The sequence below is a fragment of the Mesorhizobium sp. Arg314 genome (assembly GCF_053714275.1).
This window is the reverse complement of sequence record NZ_JBSKBP010000014.1, coordinates 158144-173707: the sequence shown is the minus strand read 5'-3', so window position 1 is coordinate 173707 and position 15564 is coordinate 158144. Positions and strand designations below refer to the sequence as shown.

Below are 15564 nucleotides of genomic sequence, written 5' to 3'. Positions count from 1 at the left end.
AACGAGACGTGCGATTTACGCCACGGTATGTCGCATTCGGTCTTGCCTGCCGCTTTCCCTTACGGTCATTATCTCCTCCAATAGCAAGAAACGACCATAAGGTCGGATACCCAGAGTGAGGAACCATAATGTCTGACGAACTCGACTATCTCAGCCGGCGAGTCGCTGCCGGAAAGCTTAGCCGTCGCGACTTTCTCGGCCGCGCCGCGGCGCTCGGCGTCGCAGCCACCGTTGCCAACTCGATGCTCTCCAGCGCCGTGCGCGCTGCCGGCCCGGTCAAGGGCGGCACGCTGAAGGCCGGCCTGCAGGGCGGCGAATCCACCAACAGCCTCGATCCGGCGACCTTCCTTAGCCAGGTTCCGTTCGCTTTCGGCAAGTGCTGGGGCGAAACGCTGGTCGAGCTCGCGCCGGGCGGCGGCGTCGAATATCTCATCGCCCAAGAGATCGGCAGCTCCAAGGACGCCAAGACCTGGACGATGAAAATCCGCAAGGGCGTCCAGTTCCACAACGGCAAGGAAGTGACGCCGGACGACGTGGTGGCGACGCTGAAGCGCCACAGCGACGAGAAGTCCAAGTCGGGCGCGCTCGGCGTTCTGAAGAGCATCGACACCATCAAGACCGATGGCGGCAATGTCGTGGTCACGCTGAAAGACCCGAATGCCGACATGCCTTATCTGATGGCGGATTATCACCTGATCATCCAGCCGAATGGCGGCATGGACAAGCCGGATGCCGGCATCGGCACCGGCCCCTACAAGGTCACCACCAACCAGCCCGGCGTGAAGCATGGCGGCGAGCGTTTCGCCAATTACTGGCAGGCCGACAAATACGGCCATGCCGACCAGGTCGAGATCATCGTCGTCAACGACCCGACGGCGCGCATGGCCGCGCTCCAGGGCGGCCAGGTCAACATGATCAACCGCGTCGAGCCGAAGATCGTCGATCTGGTCAAGCGGCTGCCCGGCGTCACCATCCGCGCCGCCTCGGGCCGCGGCTTCTATCCCTTCAACATGTTCTGCGACACTGCGCCTTTCGACAACAACGACCTCAGGATGGCGCTGAAGCTCGCCATGGACCGCGAGGAGATGCTGACCAAGATCCTGCGCGGCTACGGTGAGGTCGGCAACGACATGCCGGTCAACAAGGCCTATCCGTTGTTTGCAGGCGATTTCGAGCAGCGCAAGTTCGATCCGGAAAAGGCGGCCGCGGCTTACAAGAAGTCGGGCCATAGCGGCTCGATCCTGCTGCGCACCTCCGACGTCGCCTTCCCCGGCGCCGTGGACGCCGCCCAGCTCTATCAGCAGAGCTGCGCCAAGGCCGGCATCAAGATCGAGATCAAGCGCGAGCCGGGCGACGGCTATTGGACGGAAGTCTGGAACAAGCAGCCCTTTTCGCTCTCCTACTGGGGCGGCCGCCCGACCCAGGACCAGATGTACTCGACCGCCTATCTGTCGACCGCCGACTGGAATGACACCCGCTGGAAGCGCCCGGAATTCGACAAGATGGTGCTATCCGCACGCGGCGAGCTCGACGAAGCCAAGCGCAAGAAGATCTACCGCGACATGGGCGAGATCATGCGCGACCAAGGCGGCCTGATCGTGCCGTTCTTCAACCAGTTCGTCGACGCGACCGGCAAGGGCGTCGAAGGCTGGGTCGACAACCCGGCGCAGGAACTCAGCAACGGCCATGCCCTGATCGCGTGCTGGCTGCAGGCTTGACGAAGGATAAGGGAAGGGCCGGCGCGAGTCGGCCCTTCCTGGCTTTCATGACCCGCCCGACTGGCGGGCATCATCCCTTCTTCACCATAGCGGGTTGCCGATGTCGTCTCCGATCCTGAGATTGGTCGCTCAGCGTATCTTGCTGGGCATAGTTCTTCTATTTGCCGTTTCGGTGCTGATCTTCGCCGGCACGCAGATCCTGCCGGGCGACGTCGCCCAGGCGATCCTCGGCCAATCGGCGACGCCGGAGGCGCTGGCGAACCTGCGCCAACAGCTCGGGCTGAACGACCCGGCATGGCTGCGCTACGCGCACTGGCTCTGGGGCATCCTGCATGGCGATTTCGGCACGGCGCAGTCGAGCGGACTGGACATTGCGAGCTCGATCGGCACCCGGCTGAAGAACACGATGTTCCTGGCGGGCTGCGCGGCAATCGTCGCGGTGCCGCTGGCAATCATTCTCGGCCTGATCGCCGTGCGCTACCGCAACGGCTTCGTCGACAAGCTGATCTCCGGCCTGGCGCTTGCCTCGACCTCGTTCCCGGAATTCTTCATCGGCTATGTGCTGATCTTCGTTTTTGCCGTGCACTGGCAGATCTTCCCGAGCATCTCGACGGTGGATGACTCCACGCCTTTCCTGGAAAGGCTGCAGGCCGTGGTGCTGCCGGCCACCGCGCTTACCCTGGTGGTTCTCGCCCACATGATGCGCATGACGCGCGCGGCGATCCTCAACGTCATGCAGTCGGCCTATATCGAGACAGCTGAGCTCAAGGGGCTGAAAGCCTTCGACATTATCCGCAAGCACGCTTTCCCGAACGCGATCGCGCCGGTCGTGAACGTCGTCATGCTCAACCTCGCCTACCTCATCGTCGGCGTCGTGGTGGTCGAGGTGATCTTCGTCTATCCGGGCATGGGGCAATATCTGGTCGACCATGTCGCCAAGCGCGACGTGCCGGTGGTGCAGGCGGTCGGCCTGATCTTCGCCGCCGTCTACATCACGCTCAACATCGTCGCGGACATCGCCGCCATCGTGGCAAATCCGCGGCTGAGGCATCCGAAGTGACTGAGCATCCGAAGTGACTGGGGCATCCGAGGTGACGGGGGCACCCGAAGTGAGGGGGCATCCGAAGTGATAGGCCGGATGCGGGACGACCAGAAGGGGAACTGAGGCGAATGGCACTACGACAAATTCCGTTCACCGCCTGGGTGGGGCTGATCCTGACCGGCGCTTTCGCGTTCTGCGCCATCTTCGCGCCCTGGGTCGCGCCACATGGCAATGGCGAGATCGTCGGCGACGTCTGGGAGCCGATGTCGGCCGCCCATTGGCTTGGCACCGACAATCTCGGCCGCGATCTTATCTCACGCATGATCTATGGCGCGCGCATCACCATGGAGATCGCGGTGGCGGCGACGGCGCTGTCGTTCTCGCTGGGCTCGATCCTCGGTTTCTCGGCCGCGGTATTCGGCGGCTGGTTCGACACGCTGATGTCGCGCTTCGTCGACCTTTTGATGTCGATCCCGACGCTGATCTTCGGCCTCGTCGTGCTCTCGGTGCTGCCGACGAACGCGCTGACGCTGATCCTGGTCATGGGCATCCTCGATTCCACCCGCGTCTATCGCCTGTCGCGCGCAGTCGCCGTCGACATCAACGTCATGGACTTCGTCGAGGCGGCGAAGCTGCGCGGCGAAGGCAAGGCCTGGATCATCTTCCGTGAGATCCTGCCCAACGCGCTGTCGCCGCTGGTGGCGGAGCTCGGCGTGCGCTTCATCTTCGCGGTGCTCTTTCTATCGGCGCTGTCCTTCCTCGGCCTCGGCGTGCAGCCGCCGGATTCGGACTGGGGTGGCATGGTCAAGGAAAACAAGGACGGCATCGTGTTCGGCATTCCGGCGGCGCTGATCCCGGCCGCGGCGATCGCGGTGCTGGCGATCTCGGTCAACCTCGTCGCCGACTGGGTGCTCAACCGCACGACGAGCCTGAAGGGAGGACGCGGCTGATGGCTGGCAATCAGGCAAGGTCGGGGCAGGCAAAGTCCGGGCAGACGAAATCGGGCCGGCTCCTCGACATCCGCAATCTGCGCATCGAGGCGACCGTCTATCCTCCGGGCGAGGCGCCGAAGACCATCACGCTCGTCCACGATGTCTCGCTGACGCTCGAAAAGGGCAAGGTGCTCGGCCTGATCGGCGAATCCGGCGCCGGCAAGTCGACCATCGGACTCTCGTCAATGGCCTATGGCCGCGGCGGCGTGCGCATCACCGGCGGCGAGGTGATCCTCAACGGCCGCGACATCATGAAGGTCGGCCCGAAAGGCGTGCGGGCGCTGCGCGGACGCGAGGTCTGCTATGTGGCGCAGTCGGCGGCTGCCGCCTTCAATCCGGCGCACAAGCTCATCGACCAGGTGGTCGAGGCGACCCTGCTGCACGGCACCGGAACGCGCGCCGAGGCGGAGAAGCGGGCCATTGCGCTGTTCAAGAAGCTCAGCCTTCCCAATCCGGAAGCGATCGGCGAGCGCTACCCGCACCAGGTCTCCGGCGGCCAGCTGCAGCGCGTGATGACGGCGATGGCGCTCTGCTCGGAGCCCGACCTCATCGTCTTCGACGAGCCGACCACGGCGCTCGACGTGACGACGCAGATCGACGTGCTTGCGGCGATCAAGGACGCCATCCGCGACACCCATGTGGCGGCTTTGTACATCACCCACGACCTTGCCGTCGTCGCCCAGGTCTCGGACGAGATCATGGTGCTGCGCCACGGCCGGCTGGTGGAGTGGGGCGGCACGCGGCAGATCATCAAGGAGCCGCGCCAGGAATACACCAACGCGCTGGTCTCGGTGCATGAGATCGAACACCATGAACAGCAGCCCGGCGCAACGCCATTCCTGTCGGTGAAGAATGTCACCGCCGCCTATGGCGGCGGCCATGTCAAAGTGCTGAAGAACGTCTCGGTCGACATCTATCCGGGCCAGACGCTTGCCGTCGTCGGCGAGAGCGGCTCAGGCAAGTCGACGCTGGCGCGCGCCATCACCGGGCTTTTGCCGCCGGAGGAAGGCACCGTCACCTTCGACGGCAGGCCGCTCGCCAACAGGCTTGCCGACCGGCCGAAAGAGGATCTGCGCCAGTTGCAGATGATCTACCAGATGGCCGACGTGGCGATGAACCCGCGCCAGACGGTCGGCACCATCATCGGCCGGCCGCTGGAGTTCTATTTCGGCATCAAGGGACGCGAGCGCGACAAGCGCGTCGCCGAACTGCTCGACGAGATCGAGATGGGCAAGGGTTTCGTCGACCGCTATCCGGCCGAGCTTTCCGGCGGCCAGAAGCAGCGCGTCTGCATCGCCCGCTCGCTCGCCGCCAAGCCGAAGCTGATCATCTGCGACGAGGTGACATCGGCGCTCGACCCGCTGGTTGCCAACGGCATCCTGAAGCTGCTGCTCAACCTGCAGCAGCACGAAAAGGTCGCCTACCTGTTCATTACCCATGATCTGGCGACGGTTAAGTCGATCGCCGATTCGATCGCGGTGATGTATCGCGGCGAGGTGGTGCGTTACGGTGCCAAGAGCAAGGTGCTGACGCCTCCGTTCGACGCCTACACGGACCTGCTCCTGTCCTCCGTGCCGGAGATGGAAATCGGCTGGCTGGAAAAGGCGATCAAGGGCCGGCGCATGGCGAGCGCCGGAAATTAGAGCAATTCCAGGAAGAGTGTGAAACGGTTGGGCTCGGCGCCTTCGCCGTAACCTTCCGTCTGGAATAGCGTCAAAACAAAGAGATAGCCCACGAAAAGTCTGCCGCCGAGGCGGCCGCTGTCATGCGGCTGCAATAGGGAACGGGAAAGATTGGTGGCGGGCGGGTAGGGCTCGCACCGAAATCAATTTCCGAAAAGGGGGCAGCACATGCAGACGGAACTCGAGCATCTCGCCGAACTCGCCGGCAAGGACAGGATCTCGCGCCGCGATTTCCTCTGCCGCGCGGCAGCGCTCGGCGCCTCGGCGGCGCTGGCGACGACGCTGGCCGGCAAGGCTTTTGCCGCGACCCCGGTAAAGGGCGGCATCATCAAGGCCGGCCTGCAGGGCGGTGAATCCACCAACAGCCTCGACCCGGCGCTGAACCTCAGCCAGGTGACCTACAGCTTCTGCAAGCAGTGGGGTGAATTCCTCGTGCGGCTGACGCCCGACGGCGGCGTCGAGAACCTGATCGCCGAAGAGATCGGCCCCTCGGCCGACGCCAAGACCTGGACCATGAAGATCCGCGACGGCATCGAATTTCATAACGGCAAGACGGTGACCGCGCAGGACGTCGTCGCCACGCTGGAGCGCCATGCCGACGAGAAGTCGAAATCCGGCGCGCTCGGCGTTCTGAAGAACATCAAGACCATCAAGGCCAGCGGCAAGGAAGTGGTGGTCACGCTCGGCGACGCCGATGCCGACTTCCCCTATCTGATGGCCGACTACCATTTGGTCATCCAGCCGAATGGCGGCAAGGACAACCCGAATGCCGGTATCAGCGCCGGCCCGTACAAGGTCACCGTCAACCAGCCCGGCGTGAAGCATGGCGGCGAGCGCTTCGCCAACTACTGGCGCGGCGACAAGGCCGGCCATGCCGACCAGATCGAGATCGTCGTCATCAACGATCCGACGGCACGCCTTGCCGCGTTGCAGGGCGGCCAGGTGCACCTCATCAACCGCGTCGAGCCCAAGGTGGTCGATCTGGTGAAGCGCATGCCGGGCGTCAGCATCGAGAACGTCGCCGGACGCGGCTACTACCCGTTCAACATGTTCTGCGACACCGCGCCTTTCGACAACAACGACCTCAGGATGGCGCTGAAGCTCGCGATGGACCGCGAGGAGATGCTGGACAAGATCCTGCGCGGCTATGGCTCGGTGGGCAACGACTTCCCGATCAACGAGGCCTATCCGCTGTTTTCCTCCGACATCGAGCAGCGCAAGTTCGATCCCGAAAAGGCGGCCGCGGCCTACAAGAAGTCCGGCCATAGCGGCTCGATCCTGCTGCGCACCTCGGACGTCGCCTTCCCCGGCGCGGTCGACGCCGCCCAGCTCTACCAGCAGAGCTGCGCCAAGGCCGGCATCAAGATAGATATCAAGCGCGAGCCCGGCGACGGTTACTGGTCGGAAGTGTGGAACAAGCAGCCCTTCTCGCTCTCCTATTGGGGCGGCCGGCCGACGCAGGGCCAGATGTATTCCACCGGCTATCTGTCGACCGCCGACTGGAACGACACGCGCTTCAAGCGGCCCGAATTCGACAAGTTGCTCTACACGGCGCGCGCTGAGCTGGACCAGGCCAAGCGCAAGGCGATCTATCGCGACATGGCAATGCTGATGCGCGACGAAGGCGGCCTCATCGTGCCGTTCTTCAACCAGTTCGTCGACGCCGCGAACACCAAGAAGCTCAGCGGCTGGGTGAAGAACCCGAATGGCGAGATGATGGACGGCTATGCGCTCAACGAGTGCTGGCTGAACGCCTGATATCAGGCTGGAGCGGTTCACCGTTTCTGTGAAACGGCGAACCGCTCCATCTCTTTGTTTTGACGCAATTCCGCACGGAAGGCTACGGCGAAGTCGCCGAACCTAACCGCTTACGCTTTACCTGGAATTGCTCTAGTTCTAGGCAAGCGCCGCGTGTCGCCTGGCACGCGGCACTTCTGTTTTCGACGCACGATCATGGGAACCGCCGTTGGCGCTCAAATCCAAACTGCTGCTCATCGTCCTCGACGGCGTGCCCTACCGGAACTGGCGCCGGCTGATGGGCAATCTCGAGGGCTGGGCGCAGTCCGGCGAGGCTCAGGTTTGGAAGATGCGCTCCGTGCTGCCGTCGACCTCGGCCTGCTGCTATGCCTCGATCCACACCGGTGTCACGCCGCAGGTGCATGGCATCCTGTCCAACGAGAACCGCTTTCGCGTCTCGCAGCCGGATATCTTCTCTGAAGTGAGCAGAGCTGGCGGCAAGACGGGTGCCGTGACCCATTCCTACTGGTCGGAATTCTTCCGCAGCTTTCCGTTCGACCTTGTCGAGGACATGGAGTTCGACGAGCCCGATGGGCCGATCACGCATGGCCGCTTCCACACCATGACCGGCTACAATCTCAAGAACCAGATGACGCCGAGCGACGTCGACCTGTTCGCGACGCTGACCATGCTGGCGAAGCGCCACGGCATCGACTACGGCATACTGCACACCTGCACGCTGGATTCGATGGGCCATCGCTTCGGCCATGACTGCCACGAGATGGACCATGCCTGCTACGCGATGGACGCCATGCTCGCCGCCTTCCTGCCTTTGTGGCGCCAGGCGGGTTACGAAGTGATCGTGACGGCCGACCATGGCCAGACCGACCGCGGCCACCATGGCGGCCATGACGACGAGATGCAGGATTTCGCGCTCTATTATTTCGGACCTGCCAAGGGCCCCGAGGCCGACACGCTGCTCGACCAGCTTCAGCTCGCGCCGACGGTGCTGAGCCGACTTGGGGTGGAGATACCCGAGACGATGAAGGCGAAGGTGTTTTTGGGGTAGCTCCCCCTTCCCCCTTGTGGGGAAGGTGTCGCCGAAGGCGACGGATGAGGGGTGCTCCAGGGAACGCCAGCGTCTCACTCCGCTGGAACACCCCTCATCCGTCTCGGCGCTTCGCGCCGATCCACCTTCTCCCACAAGGGGAGAAGGCAAGACCCTCCTCTTTCAACCTCCCCGCTCTTCGGCTAGCCTCCAAGAAATCCTTGGCGGAGGGTGAACCTTTTTGGACCGATCAGCGACAGAGCTACGAGGAGCCAGGCGGCTCGACCGGCCATGAATGCGGCGACGGAAACCGATCGCGCGCTTGTAGACCGGGTCGCGAAGGGCGACCGGGCCGCCGTTCGGCTCCTGTTCATGCGTCACCACGCGCGGATTTACCGCTTCGTGGTGCGCCAGACGGGATCGGAAATGATGGCCGACGATATCGCAAACGAGGTTTTTCTGGAGCTGTGGAAACAGGCGCCCAGTTTCGAGGGGCGCTCTGAAGTTTCCACGTGGCTGCTCGGCATCGCCCGCTTCAAGGCGCTGTCGTCGCTCCGCAAGAAGAAGGAAGACTGGATCGACGACGACGACGCGGCGCAAATTCCCGACGGCGCCGACACGCCGGAAGTCGTCACAATGAAAGAGGACAAGGCCGCCGCCTTGCGCCGCTTCGTCGACGCGTTGCCGGAAGAACACCGCACGGTGATCGACCTTGCCTATTATCACGGACAGTCGGTGACCGAGATCGGCGAGGTGCTCGAGATTCCGGTCGCGACGGTCAAGACCAGGATGTTCTACGCCCGCAAGAAACTCGGCGAAGCCCTCAAGGCCGCCGGTTACGACAGGGGGTGGCCATGAGCGCCGCTGAAAAAATGTCGCGTCGCGACGAGATGGAGACGCTGCTGCCATTCTACCTGAACGGTTCGCTGGAAGGCGCCGAGCTGGAGGCCGTCGAGGAATGGCTGGCCACCGATCCGGCGGCGATGACAGCGCTTGGCGAAGCGGAGGCCGAGTTCTCCGGCACCGCCGCGGCCAACGAGGCGATCCGGCCGCCCGCCGATGCGCTGTCGCGCTTCGCCAAGGCGCTCGACGCCGAAGCGGGTCCGGCGCGCGCGCCTGCCGGCCAATCCTGGCTTGCCAGCCTGTTCGGCCGGCTGACAGCGATGCCGGCCGGCGTCGCCTGGGCGGCCGCCGCGGCGCTGCTTGCGCTGGTGGTGGTGCAGTCCTTCGAAAAGCCGGGCGGCAAGGGCAACGACTTCGAGGTGGCCGGCGCCCAGGACGATCTGGCGAAGCTGCCTTTCGCGGTGGTCAAGTTCAAGCCGGATGCCAAGATGGCCGATATCGCCGCCTTCCTCGGCCAGAACGGGCTGAAGATCGCCGGCGGTCCGACCGCGGACGGCGTGTTCCACCTGACGATCCCTGCCAACACGGCGGCCGATTACGACAGGCTTGTCGGCCTTATTGCCGCCCAGCCTTTCGCGGATGCTGTGATGCAAGGAAGGAAACCGGCCGATGGCGGCTAAAGCAATTCCAGGAAAAGTGTGCCGCGGTTTTCCGTCCGGAATTGCGACGAGGCCGAGAGTCATTCTTCACGCGGCAATCCTCGCGGCGGCATTTGTCGCCGCGCCTGCGTTTGCGCAGACCAACGACCCGAGCCTGACGCAAAAGCAGGTCGATTGCCTGGACCGCACGACAGCGGCGGGCGCCGGCTGCGACAAGGACGGCGGCGCCAAGAGCAACGGCGGGACGCAGGGCACCGCCACAGGCGGCGCGGTGTTCCTGCCGGCGCTGATCGTCGACCTGTTCCCGAACCCGCCGGCCGGCGCGACACCGCAAGCGCCGGCGAACGGAACATCATCAGCGAACGGTCCCGCCAACACGCCGCCGCCCCCTCCGGCGCCGAGCGGGCCGGTGACGGTGCCTCAAGGTCTCAACCTGGCCGAGCCGCCGCGCGCGATCACCGGCGAGTTCGTGCCCGACGAGGCGCTGGTGACGGTCGACGGCGATGCCGGCGTCGTGCAGCAGATCGCCAATTCATTCGGCCTGCAGGTGCGCTCGCAGCGCCAGTCGCGGCTGCTCGGCACCACGCTTGTGCGCTTCGGCATCACCGACGGGCGGCCTGTCGGCGTGGTGCTGGCGCAGCTTGCCGCCGACGGCCGCACGCAACGGCGCGAGCCGAACCACATCTACACGCTGCAGCAGGCGGCCGGCATCGTGAACTACGCCTTCGACCGCATCACGCTCGATGCGAAGCAGGCGAGCGGCGAGAATGTGCGTGTCGCCGTCATCGACACCGGCATCGACGACACCAACCCGGCGCTCGCCGGCGTGATCGCCGAGCAATATGACGCGATGCCCAACGTGCCGATCGAGAAGCGCGACCATGGCACCTCGGTCGATGGGCTGATCGCCGGTGTCGGTCCGCTGGAAGGCATGGCGCCGGGCGCCAGGATCTACCACGCCCGCGCCTTCGAAGGCGGCAAGTCGACGATGGACGTCATCCTGTCGGCGCTCGACTGGGCGGCAAGCCAAGATGTGCGCATCATCAATATGAGCTTCGTCGGGCCGAAGAACGACCTGCTCGGCACCGCCTGCCGCAATGCCCGCGCGCTTGGCATGGTGTTGGTGGCGGCCGCCGGCAACAACGGTCCCAAGGCGCCTTATGGCTACCCGGCAGCGTTCGATGGCGTCATTGCCGTCACCGCCACCGACGCCAAGGACAGACTGATGCCGCAGGCCAATCGCGGCGCCTATGTCTTCATCTCCGCGCCCGGCGTGGAGATGGTGGCGCCGAGCGGCGCCGGCTCCGACGTGGTGACCGGCACTTCGTTCGCCGCCGCCATCGTCAGCGGCGCCATCGCCAATTTGATCCATGCCGCACCCGACCGCTCGGCCGACGACATCGAGAAGGCGCTCGCGGCAACGGCGAAGGATCTCGGCCCCAAGGGACGGGACAATGATTTCGGCTATGGGTTGTTGGATACGAAGGCGGCGGAAGCGGCGAAGGAATAGCGGAATCTCCAGTGGGTGGATAGTGAATTGAAACTCGTACGAGGTCGATAGATGAGCAGCTCTCAAATGGAGAGGTACGTCTGGTCCTCGATTTTATATTACATCGTGATCGGAGGTCTCGGACTTATTATTTACGCCTTGATGGGAACACTACTTGACGGCCTATGGAGTGCTATCGCGCTTATTGGATATATTACATTGGGTATATTCCTCAACGCGTGGCGACGGAGAAGGCATCCGAGAAGCATCTATCAAATTAAGCTGGCGCAACGGCGATCGGACGACTAGTCGCAGCCGTCCGCAGTAGAATCAGACGCAATTGCTCTGGGCCTTCTACCCCGGCGCCCCAGCCACCGACCCCCGCACCACCAGGTCGACCGGCCAGACCTCGCCGCGGGCCCCCTCTTCCAGTCCCGATATCCGCGCCGCCAGCCGCTCGGCGACGCGTGCGCCGGCAAGGCGGATGGAGGAGCGCGTGGTCGACAGCGGCACCGGGAAGTTCTCCGGCCGCAGCCAGGGGAAGACGTCGTCATGGGCGATTAGCGACAAGTCACCCGGGATGGTGAGGCCGAGATCGCGCACGGCGCGCACGACGCCCAGCGCCATGATCAGGCTGGAGCAGACGATCGCCGTCGGCGGCTCGCTTTCCTCGAGCAGGCGGCGGGCGGCGCGATAGCCGTTTTCCTCGGTCATGGTCACCGAGCGGATGTGGCGCTCGCCGAGCGCCAACCCGGTCGCGGCGAGCGCCCGGCGCATGCCGCGCTCGCGGTGGATGGCGAAAGTCTCGCGATCGTTGCCGTTGATCAGCGCCAGGCGCTTGTGGCCGAGTTGGATCAGCAGCCGCGCCGCTTCGTGGAAGGCGCCCTCATTATCGATGTCGAGATAGGGATAGTCGAAGTCAAAGCCCTCGCTGCGGCCATGGACGATGAACGGAATGCCCAGCGTGTTGACCAGCGCCAGCCGCCTGTCGACCGGACGCGGCGAGGAAAGGTAGACGGCGTCGACCTGCCGGTTGGCAACGATGCGCCGGTAGGTCGTCTCTTCGTCGTCGGCATCGGCGGGCGAAAGCACAAGGTCGAGCTCATGCCCACGGGCATAGTCGCCAAGGCCCGAGAGGAATTCGACGAAATGCGGATCGATATCGACGGCAGCACCCGTCGGCAGCACATAGCCGATCATTCCCGACTTGCCGGTGGCGAGCCGGCGTGCGCTGGGGTTCGGCCGGTAGCCATGGCGCTTGGCGGCATCCATCACCCGGCGCCGGGTTTCCTCGCTGACCTCGGGGTAACCGTTCAGCGCCCGGCTGACCGTAGTCTGCGATAGCGACAGCATATGCGACAGTTGCTTGAGGTTCATCGGAGGCCCTCCAGCCTCAAAGCGCTTTCAATTCGAATCGATCCGATGACAACTGTCGCAATCGCCAGACAAAGCGACTTTAGAGCCGCATCCGCCTGGCTTGAAGCGGAAATTGCTGCTGCAGCGCCAAAAAAGTATGCTGCACTGCACTTCCTCAGATGCTTCCGCAGTTTTAAATCGATTAACTAAGTGAGCCTCTTGACTTCGTGACAATTCAATGGCGAGATCAAACCAGCCAAAGCGCTTTGGAATACTCTTCGAAAGGTTGCAGTTACCTTCTCGCTGAGTCACAGTTCCGTGGGCGCTGGCGGACGGGATGGAGGTCTCGTCCGAACTGTTTCACCACTGGGAGGATTGCGATGAAGAAAATGCTTCTCTTGGGTGCCGCGTTCGCTGCGCTCACCCTTGGCCTGCCGGCACATGCCGAACTGAAGTTCAAGCCGGGCGAGGATTCGAAGTTTCACTGGGCGAATTACGACGACCTCAAGAAGGTCGACCTCAAGGGCGAGACGCTGACGATCTTCGGGCCGTGGCGAGGCGAGGACGAGGCGCTTGTCCATTCGGTGCTCGACTATTTCGCCGAGGCCACCGGCGCGGAGGTGAAATATTCCTCGTCCGAGAACTACGAGCAGCAGATCGTCATCGACACCCAGGCCGGCAGCCCGCCCAACATCGCCGTCCTGCCGCAGCCCGGCCTCATCCAGGATCTTGCTTCCAAGGGCGTGCTCACCCCGCTGGGCGACGACGTTGCCGCCTGGATCAAGGAAAACTACGCCGCCGGCGACTCCTGGGCCAAGCTCGGCACCTATAATGGCAAGGACGGCAAGCCCGGCTTCTACGCATTCCCCTACAAGATCGACGTGAAGGGACTGGTCTGGTACTCGCCCGACAATTTCAACGAGGCCGGCTACAAGGTGCCGAAGACCCAGGAAGAACTCGCCGATCTCGAAAAGAAGATCATGGCCGACGGCGGCAAGCCCTGGTGCATCGGGCTCGGTTCCGGCGGCGCCACCGGCTGGCCGGCGACCGACTGGGTCGAGGACATCATGCTGCGCACGCAGCCGCCGGAAGTCTACGACAAGTGGGTGAAGAACGAGATCCCGTTCACCGACCCGGCCGTGGTCAATGCCATCGACATCTTCGGCAAGATCGCCACCGACGACAAGATGGTGGACGGCGGCGCCAAGGCGGTCGCGGCGACCGACTTCCGCGACAGCCCGAAGGGCCTCTTCACCGTGCCGCCCAAGTGCTACATGCACCATCAGGCGTCGTTCATCCCCTCCTTCTTCCCCGAGAACGTGAAGCTCGGCCAGGATGCGGACTTCTTCCCCTACCCGCCTTACGCCTCCAAGCCGGAACTGGGAACGCCGCTGGAAGTGGCCGGCACGCTGGTGATGATCACCAAGGATTCCAAGGCCTCGCGTGAGTTCATCAAGTTCCTCCAGATGCCGCTCGCGCATGAACTGTGGATGGCGCAGAAGAGCTTCGTCACCCCGTTCAAGGCGGCCAACAAGGATGCCTATGGCTCCGATGCGCTGAAGAAACAGGGCGAGATCCTCGTCGGAGCCACCACGGTGCGGTTCGACGGCTCCGACCTGATGCCCGGCAAGGTTGGCGCGGGCTCGTTCTGGACCGGCATGATCGACCTGGTCGGCGGCAAGTCCGCGCAGGACGTCGCCGCCGGCATCCAGAAAAGCTGGGATGCGATCAAGTAAGCATCCGGCAGACAGGCCGCCGCGCGCGACCTGGGTTTGTACGCAATTCCGGGCGGAAAACCGTTGCACACTTTTCCTGGAACTGCTCTGAAATCTTCCTGATCCTCCTACTGGATCCGGGCTCCGGCCCGGGTCCGACCGGCGGTCCACGCCGGAAGCCTTCGCGTTTCGATTGTTCCGAATAACTTGAAGTCGGTGCATCCGACCGCCAGCCCTGGCTGGCCGGTCATGCGCAGGGAGAGGGACCCATGGCGACTCAGATTTTCTCGGCCATATTCGTCATCATCATCGGCGTCGGCGGCTGTGTCGCCTATTTCTGGGGCGCCAACAAACTGCTCGATCTTGTCTTCCCGTCGCGCGGCGTCTCCGGCACGGCCGCCGTAGACAACCTGCGCCGGCAGGGACTGGTGCGGCCCTGGCTGTTCGTCGGCCCGGCGATGATCATCCTCACCATCTATCTGATCTACCCGGTCATCGAGACGCTGAGGCTCTCCTTCCTCGATCGCGGCGGCGAAAACTTCGTCGGCCTCGCCAATTATGAATGGGCGCTCGGCGATCACGATTTCCGCAATTCGATCCTGAACAACATACTGTGGCTGGCGGTGGTGCCGGCGGCCTGCACCTTCCTTGGGCTGATCATCGCCGTGCTCACCGACAAGATCTGGTGGGGCACGATCGCCAAGAGCCTGATCTTCCTGCCCCTGGCCATCTCCTTCGTCGGCGCCAGCGTGATCTGGAAGTTCATCTACGAGTATCGCGGCGAGGGCCAGGTGCAGATCGGCCTGCTCAACGCAGTCATCCAGTATTTCGGCGGCCAGCCGCAGGTGTGGATATCGCTGCCGTTCTGGAACAATTTCTTCCTGATGATCATCCTGATCTGGATCCAGACCGGCTTCGCGATGGTCATCCTGTCGTCGGCGCTGCGCGGCATTCCGGAAGAGACGCTGGAGGCCGCGGTCATCGACGGCGCCAACCCGTTCCAGATCTTCTGGAAGATCATGGTGCCGCAAATCTGGGGTACGATCGCCGTTGTCTGGACCACCATCACCATCCTGGTGCTGAAAGTGTTCGACATCGTGCTGACCATGACCAACGGCCAATGGAACAGCCAGGTGCTCGCCAATCTGATGTTCGACTGGATGTTCCGCGGCGGCGGCGATTTCGGCCGCGGCGCGACCATCGCGATCATCATCATGATCGCGGTCATCCCTATCATGGTCTGGAACATCCGCCAGGCCAACAAAGAGACGGGAGGGCACTGA

The 15564-nt window shown here is 63.7% G+C and carries 12 protein-coding genes; 11 read left to right on the top strand and 1 reads right to left on the bottom strand.

What is annotated here, in order from left to right:
- The first annotated feature begins 128 nt into the window (after positions 1–128).
- The 9 genes from ACWGS9_RS17520 (at position 129) to ACWGS9_RS17480 (ending at position 11231) form a co-directional block, all read left to right on the top strand.
- Complete coding sequence (locus tag ACWGS9_RS17520; RefSeq protein WP_454506431.1) at positions 129–1718, top strand: ABC transporter substrate-binding protein; 1590 nt, start codon at positions 129–131, stop codon at positions 1716–1718.
- A gap of 100 nt (positions 1719–1818) precedes the next feature.
- Positions 1819–2778 carry an ABC transporter permease gene (locus ACWGS9_RS17515; RefSeq protein ID WP_454506430.1) on the top strand — a complete coding sequence of 320 codons (960 nt, stop codon included), beginning with the start codon at positions 1819–1821 and terminating at the stop codon, positions 2776–2778.
- Positions 2779–2888: 110 nt separating this feature from the next.
- Positions 2889–3710, top strand: a complete 822-nt coding sequence (locus tag ACWGS9_RS17510) for an ABC transporter permease (RefSeq protein ID WP_320212959.1) — start codon at positions 2889–2891, stop codon at positions 3708–3710.
- On the top strand, positions 3710–5395 hold the full coding sequence (locus tag ACWGS9_RS17505; protein ID WP_454506429.1) for an ABC transporter ATP-binding protein: 1686 nt from the start codon (positions 3710–3712) through the stop codon (positions 5393–5395). Before ACWGS9_RS17510 ends, ACWGS9_RS17505 begins: the two co-directional genes overlap by 1 nt.
- Before the next feature lie 207 nt (positions 5396–5602).
- Positions 5603–7192 (top strand): ABC transporter substrate-binding protein, encoded by a 1590-nt coding sequence (locus ACWGS9_RS17500; protein ID WP_454506428.1) that lies wholly within the window; start codon positions 5603–5605, stop codon positions 7190–7192.
- A 208-nt stretch (positions 7193–7400) separates the two neighbouring features.
- Positions 7401–8240, top strand: a complete 840-nt coding sequence (locus tag ACWGS9_RS17495) for an alkaline phosphatase family protein (protein ID WP_454506427.1) — start codon at positions 7401–7403, stop codon at positions 8238–8240.
- 270 nt (positions 8241–8510) lie between these two features.
- Positions 8511–9077 carry a sigma-70 family RNA polymerase sigma factor gene (locus tag ACWGS9_RS17490; protein ID WP_454506426.1) on the top strand — a complete coding sequence of 189 codons (567 nt, stop codon included), beginning with the start codon at positions 8511–8513 and terminating at the stop codon, positions 9075–9077.
- Complete coding sequence (locus tag ACWGS9_RS17485) at positions 9074–9742, top strand: anti-sigma factor (RefSeq protein WP_454506425.1); 669 nt, start codon at positions 9074–9076, stop codon at positions 9740–9742. The genes ACWGS9_RS17490 and ACWGS9_RS17485 overlap by 4 nt, the downstream gene beginning before the upstream one ends.
- Positions 9732–11231 carry a S8 family serine peptidase gene (locus ACWGS9_RS17480; RefSeq protein WP_454506424.1) on the top strand — a complete coding sequence of 500 codons (1500 nt, stop codon included), beginning with the start codon at positions 9732–9734 and terminating at the stop codon, positions 11229–11231. The genes ACWGS9_RS17485 and ACWGS9_RS17480 overlap by 11 nt, the downstream gene beginning before the upstream one ends.
- A gap of 333 nt (positions 11232–11564) precedes the next feature.
- Here the strand turns inward: ACWGS9_RS17480 and ACWGS9_RS17475 are convergent, their stop codons facing one another.
- The gene (locus tag ACWGS9_RS17475; RefSeq protein ID WP_454506423.1) at positions 11565–12587 is read right to left on the bottom strand and encodes a substrate-binding domain-containing protein; all 1023 of its coding nucleotides are present in this window, start codon (positions 12585–12587) and stop codon (positions 11565–11567) included.
- Between the two features lie 359 nt (positions 12588–12946).
- Here ACWGS9_RS17475 and ACWGS9_RS17470 point away from each other — a divergent pair, with 359 nt between their 5' ends.
- Positions 12947–14302 carry an ABC transporter substrate-binding protein gene (locus ACWGS9_RS17470; RefSeq protein ID WP_454506422.1) on the top strand — a complete coding sequence of 452 codons (1356 nt, stop codon included), beginning with the start codon at positions 12947–12949 and terminating at the stop codon, positions 14300–14302.
- A gap of 248 nt (positions 14303–14550) precedes the next feature.
- A complete protein-coding gene (locus tag ACWGS9_RS17465; protein ID WP_320212949.1) occupies positions 14551–15564 on the top strand; it encodes a carbohydrate ABC transporter permease in 1014 nt (337 codons plus the stop codon).

What these genes read in the sequence shown, in the direction of transcription:
- ACWGS9_RS17520 (WP_454506431.1), top strand. Translation starts at nt 129, where the DNA reads ATGTCTGACGAACTCGACTATCTCAGCCGGCGAGTCGCTGCCGGAAAG.
- ACWGS9_RS17470 (WP_454506422.1), top strand. Translation starts at nt 12,947, where the DNA reads ATGAAGAAAATGCTTCTCTTGGGTGCCGCGTTCGCTGCGCTCACCCTT.
- ACWGS9_RS17475 (WP_454506423.1), bottom strand. Translation starts at nt 12,587, where the DNA reads ATGAACCTCAAGCAACTGTCGCATATGCTGTCGCTATCGCAGACTACG.
- ACWGS9_RS17485 (WP_454506425.1), top strand. Translation starts at nt 9,074, where the DNA reads ATGAGCGCCGCTGAAAAAATGTCGCGTCGCGACGAGATGGAGACGCTG.
- ACWGS9_RS17505 (WP_454506429.1), top strand. Translation starts at nt 3,710, where the DNA reads ATGGCTGGCAATCAGGCAAGGTCGGGGCAGGCAAAGTCCGGGCAGACG.
- ACWGS9_RS17490 (WP_454506426.1), top strand. Translation starts at nt 8,511, where the DNA reads ATGAATGCGGCGACGGAAACCGATCGCGCGCTTGTAGACCGGGTCGCG.
- ACWGS9_RS17510 (WP_320212959.1), top strand. Translation starts at nt 2,889, where the DNA reads ATGGCACTACGACAAATTCCGTTCACCGCCTGGGTGGGGCTGATCCTG.
- ACWGS9_RS17500 (WP_454506428.1), top strand. Translation starts at nt 5,603, where the DNA reads ATGCAGACGGAACTCGAGCATCTCGCCGAACTCGCCGGCAAGGACAGG.
- ACWGS9_RS17465 (WP_320212949.1), top strand. Translation starts at nt 14,551, where the DNA reads ATGGCGACTCAGATTTTCTCGGCCATATTCGTCATCATCATCGGCGTC.
- ACWGS9_RS17480 (WP_454506424.1), top strand. Translation starts at nt 9,732, where the DNA reads ATGGCGGCTAAAGCAATTCCAGGAAAAGTGTGCCGCGGTTTTCCGTCC.
- ACWGS9_RS17515 (WP_454506430.1), top strand. Translation starts at nt 1,819, where the DNA reads ATGTCGTCTCCGATCCTGAGATTGGTCGCTCAGCGTATCTTGCTGGGC.